The sequence below is a fragment of the Vibrio aerogenes genome, assembly GCF_024346755.1.
Classification (GTDB): Bacteria; Pseudomonadota; Gammaproteobacteria; order Enterobacterales; family Vibrionaceae; genus Vibrio; species Vibrio aerogenes.
On record NZ_AP024861.1, the window covers coordinates 2,924,991 to 2,942,095 of the forward strand.

15 protein-coding genes are annotated in these 17,105 nt (G+C 45.0%); 9 read left to right on the top strand and 6 right to left on the bottom strand.

From position 1 onward, the window contains the following. The 9 genes from OCV29_RS12915 to OCV29_RS12955 all read left to right on the top strand — a co-directional run bounded on the left by OCV29_RS12915 (window position 1) and on the right by OCV29_RS12955 (window position 10,316). Complete coding sequence (locus OCV29_RS12915) at window positions 1–1,914, top strand: ABC transporter ATP-binding protein (RefSeq protein ID WP_073605738.1); 1,914 nt, start codon at window positions 1–3, stop codon at window positions 1,912–1,914. Further along, a complete protein-coding gene (locus OCV29_RS12920) occupies window positions 1,911–2,228 on the top strand; it encodes a (2Fe-2S)-binding protein (RefSeq protein ID WP_073605737.1) in 318 nt (105 codons plus the stop codon). The genes OCV29_RS12915 and OCV29_RS12920 overlap by 4 nt, the downstream gene beginning before the upstream one ends. Continuing rightward, the gene (locus OCV29_RS12925) at window positions 2,201–3,628 is read left to right on the top strand and encodes an FAD/NAD(P)-dependent oxidoreductase (RefSeq protein ID WP_073605736.1); all 1,428 of its coding nucleotides are present in this window, start codon (window positions 2,201–2,203) and stop codon (window positions 3,626–3,628) included. Before OCV29_RS12920 ends, OCV29_RS12925 begins: the two co-directional genes overlap by 28 nt. Further along, on the top strand, window positions 3,625–4,791 hold the full coding sequence (locus OCV29_RS12930) for an NAD(P)/FAD-dependent oxidoreductase (RefSeq protein WP_073605735.1): 1,167 nt from the start codon (window positions 3,625–3,627) through the stop codon (window positions 4,789–4,791). The genes OCV29_RS12925 and OCV29_RS12930 overlap by 4 nt, the downstream gene beginning before the upstream one ends. Beyond that, complete coding sequence (gene argE, locus OCV29_RS12935) at window positions 4,791–5,966, top strand: acetylornithine deacetylase (RefSeq protein ID WP_073605734.1); 1,176 nt, start codon at window positions 4,791–4,793, stop codon at window positions 5,964–5,966. Before OCV29_RS12930 ends, argE begins: the two co-directional genes overlap by 1 nt. Then, window positions 5,959–7,428, top strand: a complete 1,470-nt coding sequence (locus OCV29_RS12940) for an NAD-dependent succinate-semialdehyde dehydrogenase (protein ID WP_073605733.1) — start codon at window positions 5,959–5,961, stop codon at window positions 7,426–7,428. The genes argE and OCV29_RS12940 overlap by 8 nt, the downstream gene beginning before the upstream one ends. A gap of 269 nt (window positions 7,429–7,697) precedes the next feature. Beyond that, window positions 7,698–8,993, top strand: a complete 1,296-nt coding sequence (locus OCV29_RS12945) for an aspartate aminotransferase family protein (protein ID WP_073605732.1) — start codon at window positions 7,698–7,700, stop codon at window positions 8,991–8,993. Between the two features lie 104 nt (window positions 8,994–9,097). Further along, entirely contained in the window at window positions 9,098–9,757 is a 660-nt protein-coding gene (locus OCV29_RS12950; RefSeq protein ID WP_073605731.1) for a hypothetical protein, read from the top strand. A 49-nt stretch (window positions 9,758–9,806) separates the two neighbouring features. Further along, complete coding sequence (locus OCV29_RS12955) at window positions 9,807–10,316, top strand: Lrp/AsnC family transcriptional regulator (protein WP_217653341.1); 510 nt, start codon at window positions 9,807–9,809, stop codon at window positions 10,314–10,316. A 61-nt stretch (window positions 10,317–10,377) separates the two neighbouring features. Here the strand turns inward: OCV29_RS12955 and OCV29_RS12960 are convergent, their stop codons facing one another. Genes OCV29_RS12960 through OCV29_RS12985 form a run of 6 tightly spaced genes read right to left on the bottom strand, consistent with a single transcriptional unit; the run spans window position 10,378 to window position 17,100 of the window. Beyond that, the gene (locus OCV29_RS12960) at window positions 10,378–12,999 is read right to left on the bottom strand and encodes a hypothetical protein (RefSeq protein WP_139281693.1); all 2,622 of its coding nucleotides are present in this window, start codon (window positions 12,997–12,999) and stop codon (window positions 10,378–10,380) included. Continuing rightward, complete coding sequence (locus tag OCV29_RS12965) at window positions 12,986–13,795, bottom strand: glycosyltransferase family 2 protein (RefSeq protein ID WP_073605728.1); 810 nt, start codon at window positions 13,793–13,795, stop codon at window positions 12,986–12,988. The genes OCV29_RS12960 and OCV29_RS12965 overlap by 14 nt, the downstream gene beginning before the upstream one ends. Further along, window positions 13,792–14,796 carry a glycosyltransferase gene (locus tag OCV29_RS12970; protein WP_073605727.1) on the bottom strand — a complete coding sequence of 335 codons (1,005 nt, stop codon included), beginning with the start codon at window positions 14,794–14,796 and terminating at the stop codon, window positions 13,792–13,794. Before OCV29_RS12970 ends, OCV29_RS12965 begins: the two co-directional genes overlap by 4 nt. Continuing rightward, entirely contained in the window at window positions 14,796–15,920 is a 1,125-nt protein-coding gene (locus OCV29_RS12975) for an FAD-dependent oxidoreductase (protein ID WP_073605973.1), read from the bottom strand. The genes OCV29_RS12970 and OCV29_RS12975 overlap by 1 nt, the downstream gene beginning before the upstream one ends. Before the next feature lie 11 nt (window positions 15,921–15,931). Next, window positions 15,932–16,282, bottom strand: a complete 351-nt coding sequence (locus OCV29_RS12980; protein ID WP_073605726.1) for a DMT family transporter — start codon at window positions 16,280–16,282, stop codon at window positions 15,932–15,934. Next, window positions 16,279–17,100 (bottom strand): sugar phosphate isomerase/epimerase family protein, encoded by an 822-nt coding sequence (locus OCV29_RS12985; RefSeq protein ID WP_073605725.1) that lies wholly within the window; start codon window positions 17,098–17,100, stop codon window positions 16,279–16,281. Before OCV29_RS12985 ends, OCV29_RS12980 begins: the two co-directional genes overlap by 4 nt. Window positions 17,101–17,105 lie beyond the last annotated feature (5 nt).

The following is a 17,105-nucleotide window of genomic DNA, read 5'->3' on the forward strand; positions in this document are numbered from 1 at the left end:
GTGAGAGATTTTATTGAAGTAAAAGGGCTTTGTATCAGCGCAGAACAGGACCACAGACAAGTTCAGATTGTCAGTGATGTCAGTTTTTCACTGGAAAAAGGCAAAGTACTGGCACTGATTGGAGAATCCGGTTCAGGAAAAACCACCATCGCTCTCTCTTTGATGGGATATACCAAACCAGGCTGTTCAATTACTCAGGGCGAAGTCTGGCTGGGAGATGATGACTTATTAACTGCAACCCCGGAACAACTTTGCAACTGGCGCGGAAAACGCGTTGCTTATATCGCGCAAAGTGCAGCGGCGGCTTTTAATCCGGGCAAACGTCTGATTGATCAGGTGATTGAATCAGCACTGCGCCATCGTGACGGCACCCGGGAACAACTCAAAGAAAAAGCGATTCAGCTATTCAAAGAGCTGGTGTTGCCTGAGCCCGAAACGATCGGTCAACGTTATCCGCACGAAGTATCCGGCGGTCAGCTGCAACGCATTATGGCTGCAATGGCACTGATTGCTGAGCCGGAACTGGTCATTCTGGACGAACCAACAACCGCACTGGATGTGACAACTCAGGTCGGCGTTTTGCAGGTATTTCGTCAGATAGTCAAACAGCGTCAGGTCACCGCAGTTTATGTGTCGCACGATTTAGCCGTAGTCGCACAGGTTGCAGATAAAGTTGTGGTGTTAAACCATGGTGAAATTCAGGAAACCAGCGACATTGAAACCATTCTCGATGCACCGGCCCACCCTTATACCCGTGAATTGATGCAGGCTGCATCTCCGGTTCAGAAAAGCAAACCCGTCACACTGGCACAAACACAGCATCAGAATGAATCCAAACCATCACCGCTGTTATCCGTACGCAAACTGGTTGCAGGTTACGGCCCACGCAATAAAATGGGCATGCCTGAATTCCCGGTACTCGATGATATCCGTTTCAAGCTCTGGCCGGGACAGGCTATTGGTATTATTGGTGAGTCAGGCTCAGGCAAATCAACACTGGCAAAAACACTGGTGGGCATGCTTCCGGCAGCCCTCGGTAATGTAAAATACCGGGACACAGATCTGCCTGCCAAGTTAAATCAGAGAAGTAAAGAACAGTGCCGGAAAATACAGTTAGTCTTTCAGAATGCAGAGACGGCACTGAATCCGAAACATACCGTGCGTCAGTTATTGGAACGTCCGCTGAAAACTTACTTTAAAATGTCCGGCCGGGCACGTCATGCAAGAATAGAAGAGCTGCTCAGGCTGGTTCAGCTTCCTGAAGAAGTGATTGACCGCAAACCATCTGCACTCTCCGGCGGGCAAAAACAACGGGTCAATTTAGCCAGAGCACTGGCGGCTGAACCCGATATTATTATCTGCGATGAAGTCACTTCTGCTCTCGATACTGTTGTTGGCGCGGCAATACTGGAACTCCTGAATGATCTCAAAGACCGGCTGGGTTTTGCATATCTGTTTATCAGCCACGATATGAACAGTGTCAAAGCATTATGTGATGATGTCATCGTGCTTTATAAAGGCACACAAGTTCAGTCTTCACCGGTTAACGGCTTATACCACGGTCCGCTTCATCCATACACAGCTCTCCTGATGGATTCAGTTCCTCAACTGAGAACGGACTGGATTCATGAACCCAGAATCGCGACCCGGGTCAGCGGATTTCAGGCTGCTGCCGGACAGCCGGAAATGTGCGCGTTTGTGGAACGGTGCCCGCAGCGTATTGCCGGCGTCTGTGCGAATGTTTCGCCCAGCCACAGAAAAATCCATCAACGCAGCCATATTTTATGCCATCTGCAGGATAACAAACTCCAGACTCTGGCCACATTATCTGACCCGGAACCAGAGGCAACCGAACAGAATAAAGCCAATATCCATCCTCTGGCAAAATTTCACAATAAGGAACATTACGCATGAATGGCAGATTTATCCGGCTGGATGAAACCGACAGGAACACCGTCACTTTGTGGATCAATGGTCAGCAGCATCAGGCCCTTGAAGGGGATACCCTGATGATGGCGATTCTGTGCAACCAGCAAGGACTGAGAAGCAATGAATTCGGAGATCACGACCGGGCAGGATTTTGTCTGATGGGTGCCTGTCAGGATTGCTGGGTCTGGACTGAATCCGGCCAGAGAATCCGTTCCTGTTCCACCTATGTCACTGAAGGCATGAAAATCGTCACTCAAGAACCGGAGGCTGTATGGAACGTCCACGAATTGTCATTATAGGGGCAGGCCCCGCGGGTATCCGCTGTGCCGAAACTCTGGTGCAACAGGGCATCAGACCAGTTGTTATCGATGAGCAGCCGCAATCCGGTGGCCAGATTTATAAGCGCCAGCCGACACCTTTTCAGCGTTCTTATCAGAAGCTTTATGGCAGTGAATACAAAAAAGCGGAATCAGTGCATCAAACCTTCGACCACCTGATCAACGACATTGACTATTATCCGGGAACCAGTGTCTGGGCGATAGAAACTCAAACCCTCTATGCGCATCAGAACGAAAGCCCGGTAGAAATCCGTTTTGACTATCTGATTTTATGTACCGGTGCAACTGACCGGGTTCTGCCGGTCGAAGGGTGGGAGCAGGCAGGCACCTACTCTTTGGGAGGCGCTCAAATCGCGCTGAAACATCAGGCCTGTGCCATCGGCCACAAAATTGCTTTTACCGGTACCGGTCCGCTGCTTTACCTTGTCGCCTGGCAATACCTCAAAGCCGGTGCAACCGTCGCCGGTGTTTATGATACATCAGGCTTTATTTCCCGGCTGAAAGCGATGGACAAACTGCTGATGAAGCCAGCGGCACTCTGGCAGGGACTGAAGATGATCGGTGCACTCAAGCGGGCCGGAATACCGGTTCATACCGGTGTTGTTCCCCGGAAAATTACGGGTGAAGGCGAAGTGTCCGGGTTGGACATCATCCTGAAAAACGGGACATGCACACACGTTGACTGTGACGCAGTCGCACTTGGTTTCCATATCAAACCCGAAACACAGCTGGCGGATTTAGCGGGTTGTGAATTCAGTTTTGACCGTCAAAGTGAGCTGTGGCTGCCTGTTGTTGACTCACAGGGCAGAACCTCTGTTCCTCATGTTTTTTGTGCCGGTGATGGCTGCCGGATTCTGGGAGCCGATGCTGCGGAGCTGTCCGGTCAGATCGTTGCCCTGACAGTACTGGCAAAAATCCGCGATCTGAATAACCAGCTGGAAAAAACACAATCCACGCTGCTTGCCCGGTTTAGCCGGATGAAGCGCTTCGGAGAAGGCTTGCTGACAGCCTTCCCCTGGCCGGCACATTTAATTGATCAACTCAGCGATGGCGCCGTGGTGTGCCGGTGTGAAGCCATCACCAAGGCTGAAATAAAATTAAGTGTCCGGGAAAAAGAAGCCACGGAAGTCAATCGTTCCAAGTCATTCAGCCGTGCCGGGATGGGGCGTTGTCAGGGGCGTTACTGTGCCCATGTGAATGCAACAATCATTGCCGGAGAGCGTCATCAATCGCCTGAAACAAGCGGCCGTCAACGCTCTCAGGCGCCGGTCAAACCGATTCCTGTCAATGTATATACAAAGACACCCGGTCAGTCGTCACATAATCATCCGTCACAGAAAGTAAGCGGGAAAGCGATATGAACAGACAGTTAAAGCCATCAATACCACAATTCGATGTCATCGTGACCGGAGGTGGATTTATGGGGGCTTCAAGTGCTTTCTTTCTGGCAAAAAGAGGGCTGAAGGTTTTATTACTCGAAAGAGATCGTATCGGACAATACGCCAGCGGGGTCAATTTCGGTAACGTCCGGCGTCAGGGACGTCACCTGCTGCAACTTGAACTGGCAAACCGTTCACGTCGTCTCTGGAATCAACTTCCTGAATTGATTGGCGATGACCTGGAGTTTATCCCCAGCGGCCATATGCGGATCTGTTACGAAACATCCCGGATCGAAGCACTTGAAGACTATGCAAATGCACCGGAGGCCAAAGAACTGGGACTGGAAATCCTGACCGGAGAGAAACTCCGTCAGCGCTTTCCTTATTTGGGACCGGAAGTTGTTGCAGGCTCTTATGCGCCTTATGACGGACATGCCAATCCAAGGCTTGCCGCCCCTGCATTTGCCAGAGCAGCAAAGCGGGAAGGCGCGGTGATCATGGAAAATACAGAAGTCAGATTAATCGAAAAAACCCCCTCTGGCTTTAGTGTCCTGACAAAAGAAGGTGTAGAGTATCGCGCACAACAGCTTCTGGTTTCTGCCGGAGCCTGGGGAGAAAAATTATCCGCTCAGATGGGCGAGCCCATCCCTTTGTATACCAGAGGACCACAAATGAGTGTGACGGAACCCCTTCCCTACCGTTTCAAAACGGTCATTGGTGTTTCCTCATCCACAGAAGAGGAAATTCTCTACTTCCGGCAGATCCCCAGAGGCAACATCATTATCGGGGGCTGTCACCGGTCACTGCCGGATATGGAAAAACGCACAGCTCAGTTTGAACCCAAGGCATTGATTTACCAAATGCAGCAGCTGCATCGCGTTGTTCCGCAAATTGGCAATATTCATATCATTCGCAGCTGGAGCGGGATTGAAAGTTATCTCCCTGATTCTCTGCCGGTCATGGGACCCAGTTCGACAACAGAAGGGCTTTATTACGCCTTCGGATTCTGCGGACATGGTTTTCAGCTGGGGCCGGCCGTTGGTGATGTCATGGCAGAGCTCATCGCGACGGGTTCAACAGACACACTGATTGAACCATTTGATATCAAACGGTTTACCCGGAAAACAATCAAAAGAAGTGCATAATGGAAACCAAAGAACTCCTCAAACGTTTAATTGCTTTTGCAACTGTGTCATCAGATTCAAATCTGGAATTGATTGATTTTGTACAAAGCTTGCTGGCAACAAAAGGGATCCGATCAGAACTGGTATTCAATGCTGACCATAGTAAAGCAGCGATGTTTGCCTCCATCGGTCCCGCGGGTAAACCCGGACTGCTGCTTTCAGGCCATTCCGATGTTGTACCGGTCAAAGGACAGAACTGGACCACAGATCCATTTACCGGCACAGAAAAAGACGGAAAAATCTATGGCCGTGGCAGCTGTGACATGAAAGGCTTTATCGCCAGTGCTATTCAGATCATGCTGGCATTTGCCGACAAACCACTCGACCGTCCTGTTCATCTCGCGATCAGTTTTGATGAAGAGCTTGGCTGCCTTGGTATCAAAGACTTACTTTTGCAGTTACAGCACCTGAAAGTGGAACCCTATCTGTGTATTGTCGGTGAACCCACCAGCATGAATATAGCGACCGGGCATAAAGGAAAAACTTCATTCCGGACCCATTGCTGCGGTGATGAAGCACACTCTTCACAGGCTCCATTACATACAAACGCCATTTATCTGGCCTGTGATGTCATTGCACATCTGCGAAACCTTCAGGCAGAACTGATGACATCCGGTGCCAGAGATGAAGCCTACAATATCCCACACTCCACCGTGCATGTCGGCACGATCGAAGGCGGCCGGTCTCTGAACATTGTGCCGGGAGAATGCCAGTTTGTTTTCGAAATACGCTATTTGCCCGGCGACGATATAGATACATATCTGGACAACCTGTTCAAACAGGCAGAAATGTTAGTTCAACAGGCACAACAAGCGCACCCGGCGACAAAAGCAGCGATAACATTTGACTGTCTGACACGTTATCCGGGACTCGACACGCCGGCTGATCATCTATCAGTCCGGCAGTTGCAGGCCCTTCTTCCTGATGAAACGAAAACCCTGAAAGTCGCTTTCGGTTCAGAAGGCGGGCTGTTTGCAGAGTACTTATCAGCACCGGTGGTGGTATGCGGTCCGGGTTCGATTGATCAGGCCCATAAGCCCAATGAATTTATCTCTCTTGCCCAATTACAACAATGCGATGACTTATTAAATAAGCTCGTCCCCGAAATCTGTTTCAACCGGAGTGAACATGATTAATTCATCCATACAACAACAACTCAGTTATCCGGGTCTGCTGACCGACCAGGCTTATATCAATGGCCAATGGCTGTCATCTGAAGACCATGCCACGATCGAGGTGGTCAATCCGTCCACACAAGAAGTGGTTGCCACAGTGCCGGATCTCACCAGAGCTCAGGTCGTATCTTCCGTTGAACTGGCTCATCAAGCCTGGAAAGACTGGAAAAAAACAACTGCTGCAGAGCGTGCAACCATGCTGATGAACTGGTATCAGCTCATGATGGAAAACCAACATGATTTAGGCCTTATCATGACGCTGGAACAGGGGAAACCACTGGCCGAAGCGATCGGTGAAATTGCCTACGCAGCGGGTTTTATCAAGTGGTTTGCCGAAGAAGCCCGCCGGATACATGGCGAGACCATGCAAAATCCATCACCCGATCGCCGTTTAATGACCATCAAACAACCGGTCGGCGTCTGTGCGGCAATTACTCCATGGAACTTTCCGGCGGCCATGATCACCAGAAAATGTGCACCAGCAATAGCCGCAGGCTGCCCGGTGATAGTCAAACCCGCGGATCTGACGCCGCTTTCTGCGCTGGCACTGGCAGTTCTGGCGGAGAAAGCAGGCATTCCGGCTGGCATTTTTAATGTCATTACCGGTCATGCTGCGCGCATAGGTGAAGTGCTGACGGAAAGTCCGGAGGTCAGAAAAATCACGTTCACCGGCTCGACCCGTGTTGGCAGTCTGCTGATGGCTCAAAGTGCCCCTACCATCAAACGGTTGAGTCTGGAACTGGGTGGCAATGCCCCATTCATCGTATTCGAAGACGCAGATATTCAACAAGCCGTCGAAGGCTTAATGACCAGCAAATTCCGTAATGCAGGACAAACCTGCGTGTGTGCCAACCGGATATTAGTGCACGATGCCATCTATGATGAATTTGCCCGGGCGTTGACTCAGGCCGTGATTCAGCTGAAAACCGGCGATGGCCTGGAAGAAGGTGTCACCATAGGCCCGCTTATCAACACTTCGGCTGTCGAAAAAGTTAAACGACATATTGATGATGCCATCAGCAAAGGCGCCAAAATAATCTGCGGAGAAATCCCGGATCCACAATCTCTGTTTGTCACACCAACCATATTAACCGGCGTGACAACAGAAATGCAGGTCGCACACGAAGAAACATTCGGCCCGCTGGCACCTCTGTTCCGTTTCAGCACCGACGAAGAAGCGATCGATATTGCCAACAGTACTCCCTACGGATTAGGCGCTTACTACTATACACAAAACCTTCAGCGGGCATGGCATGTGGGTGAAGCGCTCGAATTTGGTATGGTCGGCCTCAACTCAGGCGTCATTTCCATGGATGCAGCCCCATTTGGCGGTATCAAGCAATCAGGTCTTGGCCGGGAAGGTTCCGGATTGGGTATTGAAGAGTACCTCGAGGTGAAAGCGTGGCATATGGGCGGACTCTGACGCCTGAGTGTCCACACCGTCAACAGCGTCTTTACCGCCACGTTTTTCAGCACACATTAATTGAACACACGTTTGTGTATTGAACACACGTTTTTTCAACACGCGTTTTTTCAACACACGTCGTTTTTTCAACACAAGAGAAACCTGCTGTCTGCGCCATAAAAAACAGTGGAATGTGTATTGAATCACCAGCAATAAAGCGCCCGGTACTGAGCAAACATGATAATTTTTATACGATTCAACAGTTTTCATTACTAAGGAAAGGTCATATGAACATAGCTACTTCACGCACAGCAGACTTGTTAGCAGAAAAACAAAAACATGTACCAAGAGGTCTGGTGAATGCCCACCCTATCGTGCTGGACAGAGCCTCAGGAGCGGAACTATGGGATATTGATGGTCACCGATATCTGGATTTTGTGGGTGGGATTGGTGTGCTGAATGTCGGTCATAACCACCCGGCGGTGACAAAAGCTGTCCTTGAGCAGCTGACCAAAGTCTCACACCCCTGCGCGCAGGTTACCGTGTATGAACCCTATCTTGAAGTCGCCAGTCAACTGAATCAGCTGGTGGGCCAGGGCGAACATTATAAAACCGTACTGCTGTCTTCCGGCGCTGAAGCGGTCGAGAATGCGGTAAAGATTGCCCGCGGATACACCAACCGCCCTGCGGTGATTTCATTCAAGGGGGGATTTCATGGCAGGACTCTGCTTGGCAGCACGCTGACAGGAATGAGCGAGCCCTACAAGCAAAACTTTGGTCCGATGGCCGGAGAAATCTACCACGCAACTTACCCGAATGCATTCCGGCATATCAGTGTTGAAGATGCTCTCAACTCAGTTGAAGCCATCTTCAATGCTCAGGTCACGCCGGATCGGGTCGCTGCAATCATTGTGGAATCTGTTCAGGGTGACGGTGGATTCTTGTCTGCCCCTGCATCATTTCTCCAACAGCTCAGAGCACTGGCGACCCAACACGGTATTGTACTCATTCTCGATGAAATTCAGGCCGGATTTGGCCGGACAGGAAAAATGTTCGGCTATGAGCACTCAGGTATTCAGCCTGATTTAGTTACCACAGCGAAAAGTCTGGCGGGCGGTTTTCCACTTTCTGCGGTTGTTGGAAAGGCAGACATCATGGATGGGCCGAAACCCGGCGGACTGGGTGGGACCTATGGAGGAAATGCAATTGCATGCGCAGCAGCATCTGCTGTCCTTGATTTATATACCAAAGATGACTCCCTTTTAACGCTGGCACGTCAGCGGGGGCACTTTTTTGAAGAAGGATTGAATGTACTGAAACAACAATTTGATCAAATCGCTGATGTCAGAGGAACTGGTTTTATGCTGGCGATCGAACTGGTTACCGAAAACGATATCCCGGAAGACAACGCCGCTCTGACTCAAGCGCTGATTGATGCGTGTCGTAAACAGGGTTTACTGGTGATCAAGTGCGGTACACAAAGGAATGTCGTCCGCTTCCTGCCTCCGGTGAACATCTCTGAATCACTGCTGGAAGAAGCGTTAAATATGCTGAAAAAAGCGTGTCTTCAGGTCTTCTCATAACCTGCATTCCGGTCTTACTGAGTCAAAATAATACAGGCTCAGTAAGCACCGAAATGGTGCAAATGCCACATTATTGTGCAAATTTTGAGCGGAGGGAATCGCTGATGGATATCACGAAATATAAGACGCTTATCATTGATTGTGACGGGATATTAGTCAACCACTTTCATGGAATTCTGACGAAACTATACGAGTTGCAGCAGAATCTGCCGCAGGATATTTCATATCAAACGAACTTGATACAACGCTATCTGGATCACTACTATCACTTATCAGATGCATTGGATCAAAATGGCTTCTGTGCCTCTCACTGCTTTACATTCCAGAGTCTGATGAAGCAGGATCAGCAGAATCAGGACTGGAGAATGACTTTCCGCTTCGGACGAACTATCAAGCACTGGCCACTCTATGAAGATGCATATGGCGCACTTCATTATCTGAAAAAATTTTTCCGCGTCTTTATCCGCTGCGACAGAGAACCGGAAGACATTCCCTATCTGATTGAAAACCTTGGTATCACACAGAAGGATTTAATTATCCGCGGTAGTCAGGCAAATGATCTGCACAATGTGCTAGCAACACAGGGACATGATATTGAATCAGCATTACTGCTGACCACTCCTCATCTGGCCCATATGACTTCATTCCCCAATACCCGGGTTATTCACAGATACAGGATTCCTTCATCTGATCAACCCACCGGAGAGTCTCTGGCTGATCTGGTGATCGAGCATCAGAATATTCTGAGGAACTCATGGCATTAATTATGCTTGTAAGCATATCGTCCTACCACAATTAAATAATAAGGATAATATGATGGATTCAGATTTAAGGCTCGACCGTATCGATATAAATATACTGACACAGCTACAGAAAAACGGGCGAATGACCAATGTCAAACTGGCTGATGCTGTCGGCTTATCAGCCAGTCCTTGTCTGCAAAGGGTGAAAAGACTGGAGCGTAGTGGATTCATCCAAAATTATAAAGCGTTCCTGAATCTGGCAAAAATTACTGAGTATGTCACTGTTTATACAGAAATATATATCAACGGCCACAAGCGGGAAGATTTCATTAAATTTGAAAACAGCATGAAAAAAGTCGATGAGGTCATGGAGTGTCACCTGATCAGTGGCGGATATGACTATCTGGTACGCTTTGTCACCCGGAACATTGCCCATTACCAGGAAGTCGTTGAAAAATTGGTGGACAGTAATATTGGGATCTCCAAATATTTCAGCTACATTGTCATCAAATCGCCGGTGATGAAAGAAGATATGCCACTGCAGACATTGCTGGAACACCAGCCTCATGCTGCTGTGTAATTCCTGATAAATAAGGGGAGCCTGTTATATACAGGCTCCCCTTAGCTCATCCGGACTTAGGTTATGGATTGCCATAAAATGCAAAATCCAGTGCATTGAACTTCATCGTTGCGCCCGGGCAAAAGTTCACCCTCACTTCTGTTTTCCGGATCTGATCCGCCTGGAACCATAGATAATTATTACTCAGGGGAATCACGTTGATTCCGGAACGGGCTTTGAATTTAATACTCCGGTGATTATCAAACGAACCATCTGTCGTATCACTCCAGAGCAATTTCAGATCACACTCTTTTTTACCTTCCAGTGATAAGTCAATGAACAGAAAATCCGCCTGAGTAATCCCCGCCTGTGTTTGGGCAAATGTAAACCGGCCATTATCATCCAGCAGGTAATGATTATCACCGGATTGACTGGCACGAACCACCTTGACAGGTTTTGTCTCTGTATGAATCAATCGACTGATATTTTCATTCTGAACAGCACTACCCCACTTCACGGGCAAATAGCTGATGTCATGCATAATCAGAGGAAGCTCTGAAAGATTTGCCTTCTGAACCATACCTTCCTGAATTAACTGATGGTATAAATTGTTTTCTATCAGATACTTTCTTCCTGCATAAGCAGCCAGACTGTAATCACCATTCAGAAAATATTTATAAAATAGCTGGTAACGTAATAACCCTTCAGAAACCCGGACAAGCTTGACGTTCGAGGATTTAATTTTTTCTAATTCCCTCAGCTGTTCCTTCATACTGGAGATATTCAGTACTGAATGGGATATCGTAGGAATCTTTTTATTAAATATCGAATACCTTGCAGACTGACTGATGTAAGGATCAACAATTAAAAAAGTCTCATCATCTCCTAATTTTTTTATCAGCTGATACTCAGATTTCAGTTCTTTATAATTGGCTGGGCCGATAAACCCCCGACCTAAAAGAGGGATCTCAGAGCTATCTACAAATAAAAAATTCGGGTTAAGCTGAATATTTTTATAACTTTCCAATGCATGCGGTGGTATAAACCTCAGATAAAACTTATGATAAGCCAATAAAAACACCATTGATATCAATAGCATGAATGCTTTATGCCGATATTCCAGTTTTGAATGACGATACAAAATTAAGCAAATACTGACTATAGAGTAGAATGCGGAGAAATCACGAGCCCTGACAAAATTTCCATCAGCTCGACCTTCCATATAACTTAATATTACAATCGGGAATATCAGTAAGAAAGTAATCCAAACCTTATCATTATTAGATAATTTTCGATAATGAACAACAGCAATGTACAACCAGCATAAGTGGGCAATGACCCAGTAATTAGACCGAATTAACTTACTTCCACTTCCATAATTGCCCCAGTAAAACAGATTAAATTTAGCACTATCCAGACAATATATCACTGAATTATATATATAGTCATAATTATATAGCGCTATAGAAATAACCAAGAAAAACAAAACGATATGCAAACTTCCAGGTTTTATTTTTTTATCATATATTTCATATATCGAGACTAATGCAAGCGGCAATAAAGATATTCCAAATGCCATACCAAATGCATCGTAGTAAATAAAGTAGGCAAAACTAAAAGAAATATAGAGAAGCAGGAAGTGGTAATAATTTCTCCATGCAAACATAGAAGATAATATAAACAAACCAATAAGTACAGGGTAATACTGATCTCCGGTATGAAACGCTGAGCACGTAGCCATGAAGAGTATATATATGTTTGGAATAAAATAACCGGAGACTAACAGAAGGACTGTAATAAATAATAAACTTAATATTCGGTGGGACACAACATAGTTTAGGTATGTGCCATCGAAAAAAATATTATTAAACAGACCAGAAATCATATGTGACCATCCCTTAGTTGGAATAATATCAACATAAGATTGCTGTCCCAGCTGGAAAAGTTGGTGATATGGTGTAAACATCTCACCAACATGGTATTCATCCGGCACATAAATTCTGGCAATGTCACCAACAGACAGAAGTAAAATAAAAAATATTGAACAAATAAGAATAGCCTGACGACTTTCTGCATTTTTTACGGATACAATAAGCAGGGTAAGACAAATCCCCCAAATATATATATATAACCAAACAGAACCAGTAATAAATATTTCATGGCCCTGATAATGTTGAATATTGTTGGTCATAAAAAGAGGAGAAAAAGCCAGCATTAACTGAGACAAAGATAAAAGAGTAAGACTCCTTTTCTTCATCAGATACAGTGCTGATAAAATGACCAATCCAATAGCTAATAAATTCCATACACTGATGGCATATATAATATTAAAAATCCGATATGAAAAATAAAAACTGACTAGTGAAACAAATAATTTAGTCCCAGCCAGCAAATATTTAGACAATGAATTGAATATAGAAGGTTTACATAATGTCAAACGATAACATTTTAAAACCTTATCATCTAAATATCGATATGCAACAATAAATATTAACACATAAACAGAAGACAATAAATAAAATATATTTAAATCTATTTTTTTATTTCTTGTTGAGAATAAAGTATCACCAAAAACAAAATATTTATAACTATCAAGTTGATGAGACTGATAGTTATATACTATAACAGAGAGAATTAACGAGATTAAAAAAGATATAGCTAATAATATATGCCGTTTTCTTAAATCAAAATTAATTTCCATCATGACCACGCTTCAAAGAAAAAGATCCAGAACAAACATCATATAATGTTTTTATTATTTTCAGGTTCCCTCTGATTGGACTGATTTTTGTCGGAACCTTCCCTTTTGGATAAACCCGGGTTACCGGTATCTCAATACATTGATAGCCACAACGGTTCGCCTCAATCGCCAGATAATAGTGGAGTTCATAACTGGTAAACTCTGGCCGGAACAGCGCGACGTCATCAGATAACAGTAATTTGGCACTATAAGCTCTGAAACCATTGGTCGTATCGGTATATTTAAATCCTGAAGCATAGCGCATCATAGGGACATGAATGAGTTTCAAACCAGCCAGGCGTGAGAAAGGTGTATTAATCGCCTGTCCCCCCGGAATAAAACGAGAGCCCTGAATATGATCGTATCCGGCTTCCAGCTTTTCTACAAAATCATGAATATTTTCAACACTATCTTTGTTATTACCATCAATGACAACCACACCTTTGTAACCTTGTTCTAAAGCCCAGGAAAATGCAATTCTCATCTGGCTTCCCAGCTTTCCTGTCGCTTCTTTGACCAGCAGCGTGTTGACGCCAAGTGCCTTTAACTGTTTGGTTTCTGTCGAGCCATCAGTACTGCCCCCATCAGAAATAATTACATCAACATTTTTTAAATCAGCCTGCTGCATACGGGCTAACTGTTTATGGAGTTTTTCTCCTTCATTGATAACGAAAATTGCAACACAATAGTCATTCTGCTTTCCCTGATGGAAAACTTCACGATATCGGGGTACATCATAATATTTTGGTGGATTGATCATCTGTCCCGGCCTGTCTGACTTAAATTTTGAGTTTCATTGGTTGAACTGAATAACACATTACTGCGATTTTCATCCAGCATCACTGAACTGTTCTTCTCATAGATCACGTTATATTCTTTATGGTCACTTCTGTCATTTAATAAACGGGCAATATATTCACCAAAAAATGACATCATGGTAAACAATAAAGCAAACATGAATGACATAAATAATATTGTTGTTGTCCAGCCAGGGGCAACTTCATCATTAATAAAATGGACAATCAAACTATAACAGGAGAATAGCATTGCCATTAAGCTACCAATCACCCCGAGGGAACTCATCCAGCGCAGTGGCTTGGTTGAGTTAAAAATCATATGGTGCAGCGTTTCTTTGATCCCATTGAATACGCTTTTATGATGAACATTACTGACATAGTCATCACAGGGAAACGATTGGAGAGAATAACCGGTATTCGCCATTTTCATATGCAGCTTGCAATAGAAACGCCCGGTCTCAGTAATCGCATTCACCGCTCTGCGACTCAGACATAATGAGCCTGTTGAATTCTCAGGTAATGTATAACCAATGGAACGTAACAGATAATTCGACCATTTTCTCAAAAGCCGGTATGCCGATGTTGTCACCTTACCTGTCGTGCAAATAACAATATCGCTGCCGGCTTTACCGCTTTCAACCAAAGCTTCGATCATTGAACACTGGTCCGTCTCAATATTGAGGTGAACGATAAAATCACCAATTGCATTTTCAATCCCGGCAGCAAGCGCGACATCATCCGTAACAACCTGAGACAGGCGAATATGCCTGATGGATTGATATTGAGATAAAGGCTGAGCCAGTTTATTTTCAATCCCATCCGTTGACCGCTGATCGATAATCACGATCTCATAGTCGCTATAGTGCTCATTCAGATACGGACTCAGTTCAGATAAATAATTGATCAACGCATCCGTTTGATTATTCACAACTAAAACAACTGAAACAAAAGTTTCACTCTTCATTACGCATCTAATCCTAATTCATGAATTGTTTTGATCACGTCATAAACGTTATCAATCTTGCCACCCATCACACAATGTAAGCCGGGTAAGCCATAATTTGCTTTGAATAAAATAGGCCGGGAATCATCGGTATCACTCCGGGGTAAAATGGTTTTCACCTCCCAAAGAGATTCCTTATATTTCATTTCACTCAAAACCGGAATATAACGCTGAGCATCTTTTTGCATTTTTCTCCAGGCACTTTGTTTCTCACTTTGGTCAAAATGTTGATGCGCATCCAGATAAGAGAACTGATGATTATCATCCCATTCGTAATGAGGTGTATAACGGACGTGACTGAACGAGTGAGCCTGTTTAGAAGGAAATGGCATGACAGAAAAAAACGGCCCACACATCACTGTAATTCCCATCTGTTTGAGTTCATCCGGCACATCAACAATACACATTTCAGTCATTTCATGACGCAAAGGGATGAGCTCTATTGAGGATTCATGCAACACCGAATTCAACAATGAGTAGGTACAGTTAAAAACCTGCTTACAACAAACTTCTGACGGCTCTGTCTGCGAACCAATCTTTAAATTCAGGCCGGTACCTGATTCATTTTGCGTAATTTTTTCCACCCGGTGGTCAAATAAAATGTGAACACCCAGATTCTGTATCCGATCCATCATGACTTGTTTTAACAAAGTGGCATTAAAGGCGAATTCCTTTACCTTAAAAACACCATCAATCATATTTGGACAAACCAGCTTTTTCACCGCTGACGGTGCCGGCTCGCAACTTGCGCCAATGCGCTCACAAAATTTACTGAATTGATTGGATGTGACCTTACCCAGGCGATTTGCGATCATGTAGTATTTATCAAAATCACTATCGACACAGGCTTCAAACTCATCCACAAAACGTGGAAATGAGATACGTGACCGTAGTGCTGTCAATACACTTCTGGGATAGTGATAACCATTATGAACCCGGGCCTGATTCACATAAGAGGCCCTCTGCATCGCATCACTTTCCTTCTCGACGATCAAAACCTTTTTATTTAACTTTGCAAAATACTCTGCGATATAAAGCCCAAAAAAGCCACCACCAATAATTGTAATATCTACCGTTTTATCCATTTTAATTTTTTTCAATTTGCAGTCAGGGCAACAACGCCCAAAATAATCAACCCTATACCGACTATATTAATCAATGCGAGATGCTCACCAAAAATAAGGACAGATGAAATTGCAACCACAGCAATAGCACCACTGGTTAGAACTGGGTGTGCAATACTGAGGGGTAAATATGTTAATGCAACGGCGTACAAAACAAAAGCAATACCATAAAGAGCGACTCCGCTTATCAATGGTAAGTTCAGCAGAATACTCAACGGATGACTTAATTGTATGGGCTTCTCTTTTGATGACATGGCCACTTTAATCAGGACGCTTGCCGAAGCATTCGATAAAATACCTAAAACAAGAATCAGCCACTTCATTTCGATAATCCCAGATAAATCGTTTTTATCAACAGCACGGCCTGCTCAATTTCAGTGAGTGCATTTTCCCGTGATGAAGTCAGCATCTCGATCGCCAGTGGATAATCCGGTAAATAACGCTGAATCGCTTTGGCTGCCTGTAAATGATAGCGATTGTCCTGATTCAAAGGTGCCAGCTGAGGTTCGCTGATATGAATATGATGAACCCAGGGCGCAACTTGTTGGAGCACTTCATCAGGAGATTCCTGATTAATACACATCGCACCAACATCTAATTGCATCCGGATATTTGGATGATCAATAGCTGCCACGACCTGTGCTGTTTCCAGACTGTCAGTCATGAAATTGGCGTGATAGCAGACCGGATTGGGTTCCAGACAAATCGTGACATCATGCTGCTTCGCAATATCTCCTAAACTACGGAAAAAGTGTCTGGCAATACAAGATGTATCGGCATCATTCAGATGCGAACGATCCCGGTTCCGAGGAGAACCAAAGACTAATTTCCTCGCCCCTAATCCATCACCAATCCGGCAGATATGCCCCAAATGCGCCAGCATTTTTTCCTGTACCTCTTCACCGGCAAATACATTCAATCCCTGCGTTCCGAAAAGTAAAGATTGCATCCCCAACGGGGATATATTTTTTTTCTGCCAGTATTGTCTGACCTCATCTAACGACTGGTCTGTCACCAGAGCGGGTTCAGGGAAATACTTCGGTGGTGCAATATCAATATAACTAACATCGTGTGTGTGCATCAGACTGGCAATATCATGATCAATCGCAATATCCCAGGCAATATTAGAAATAGAAATCATCAATC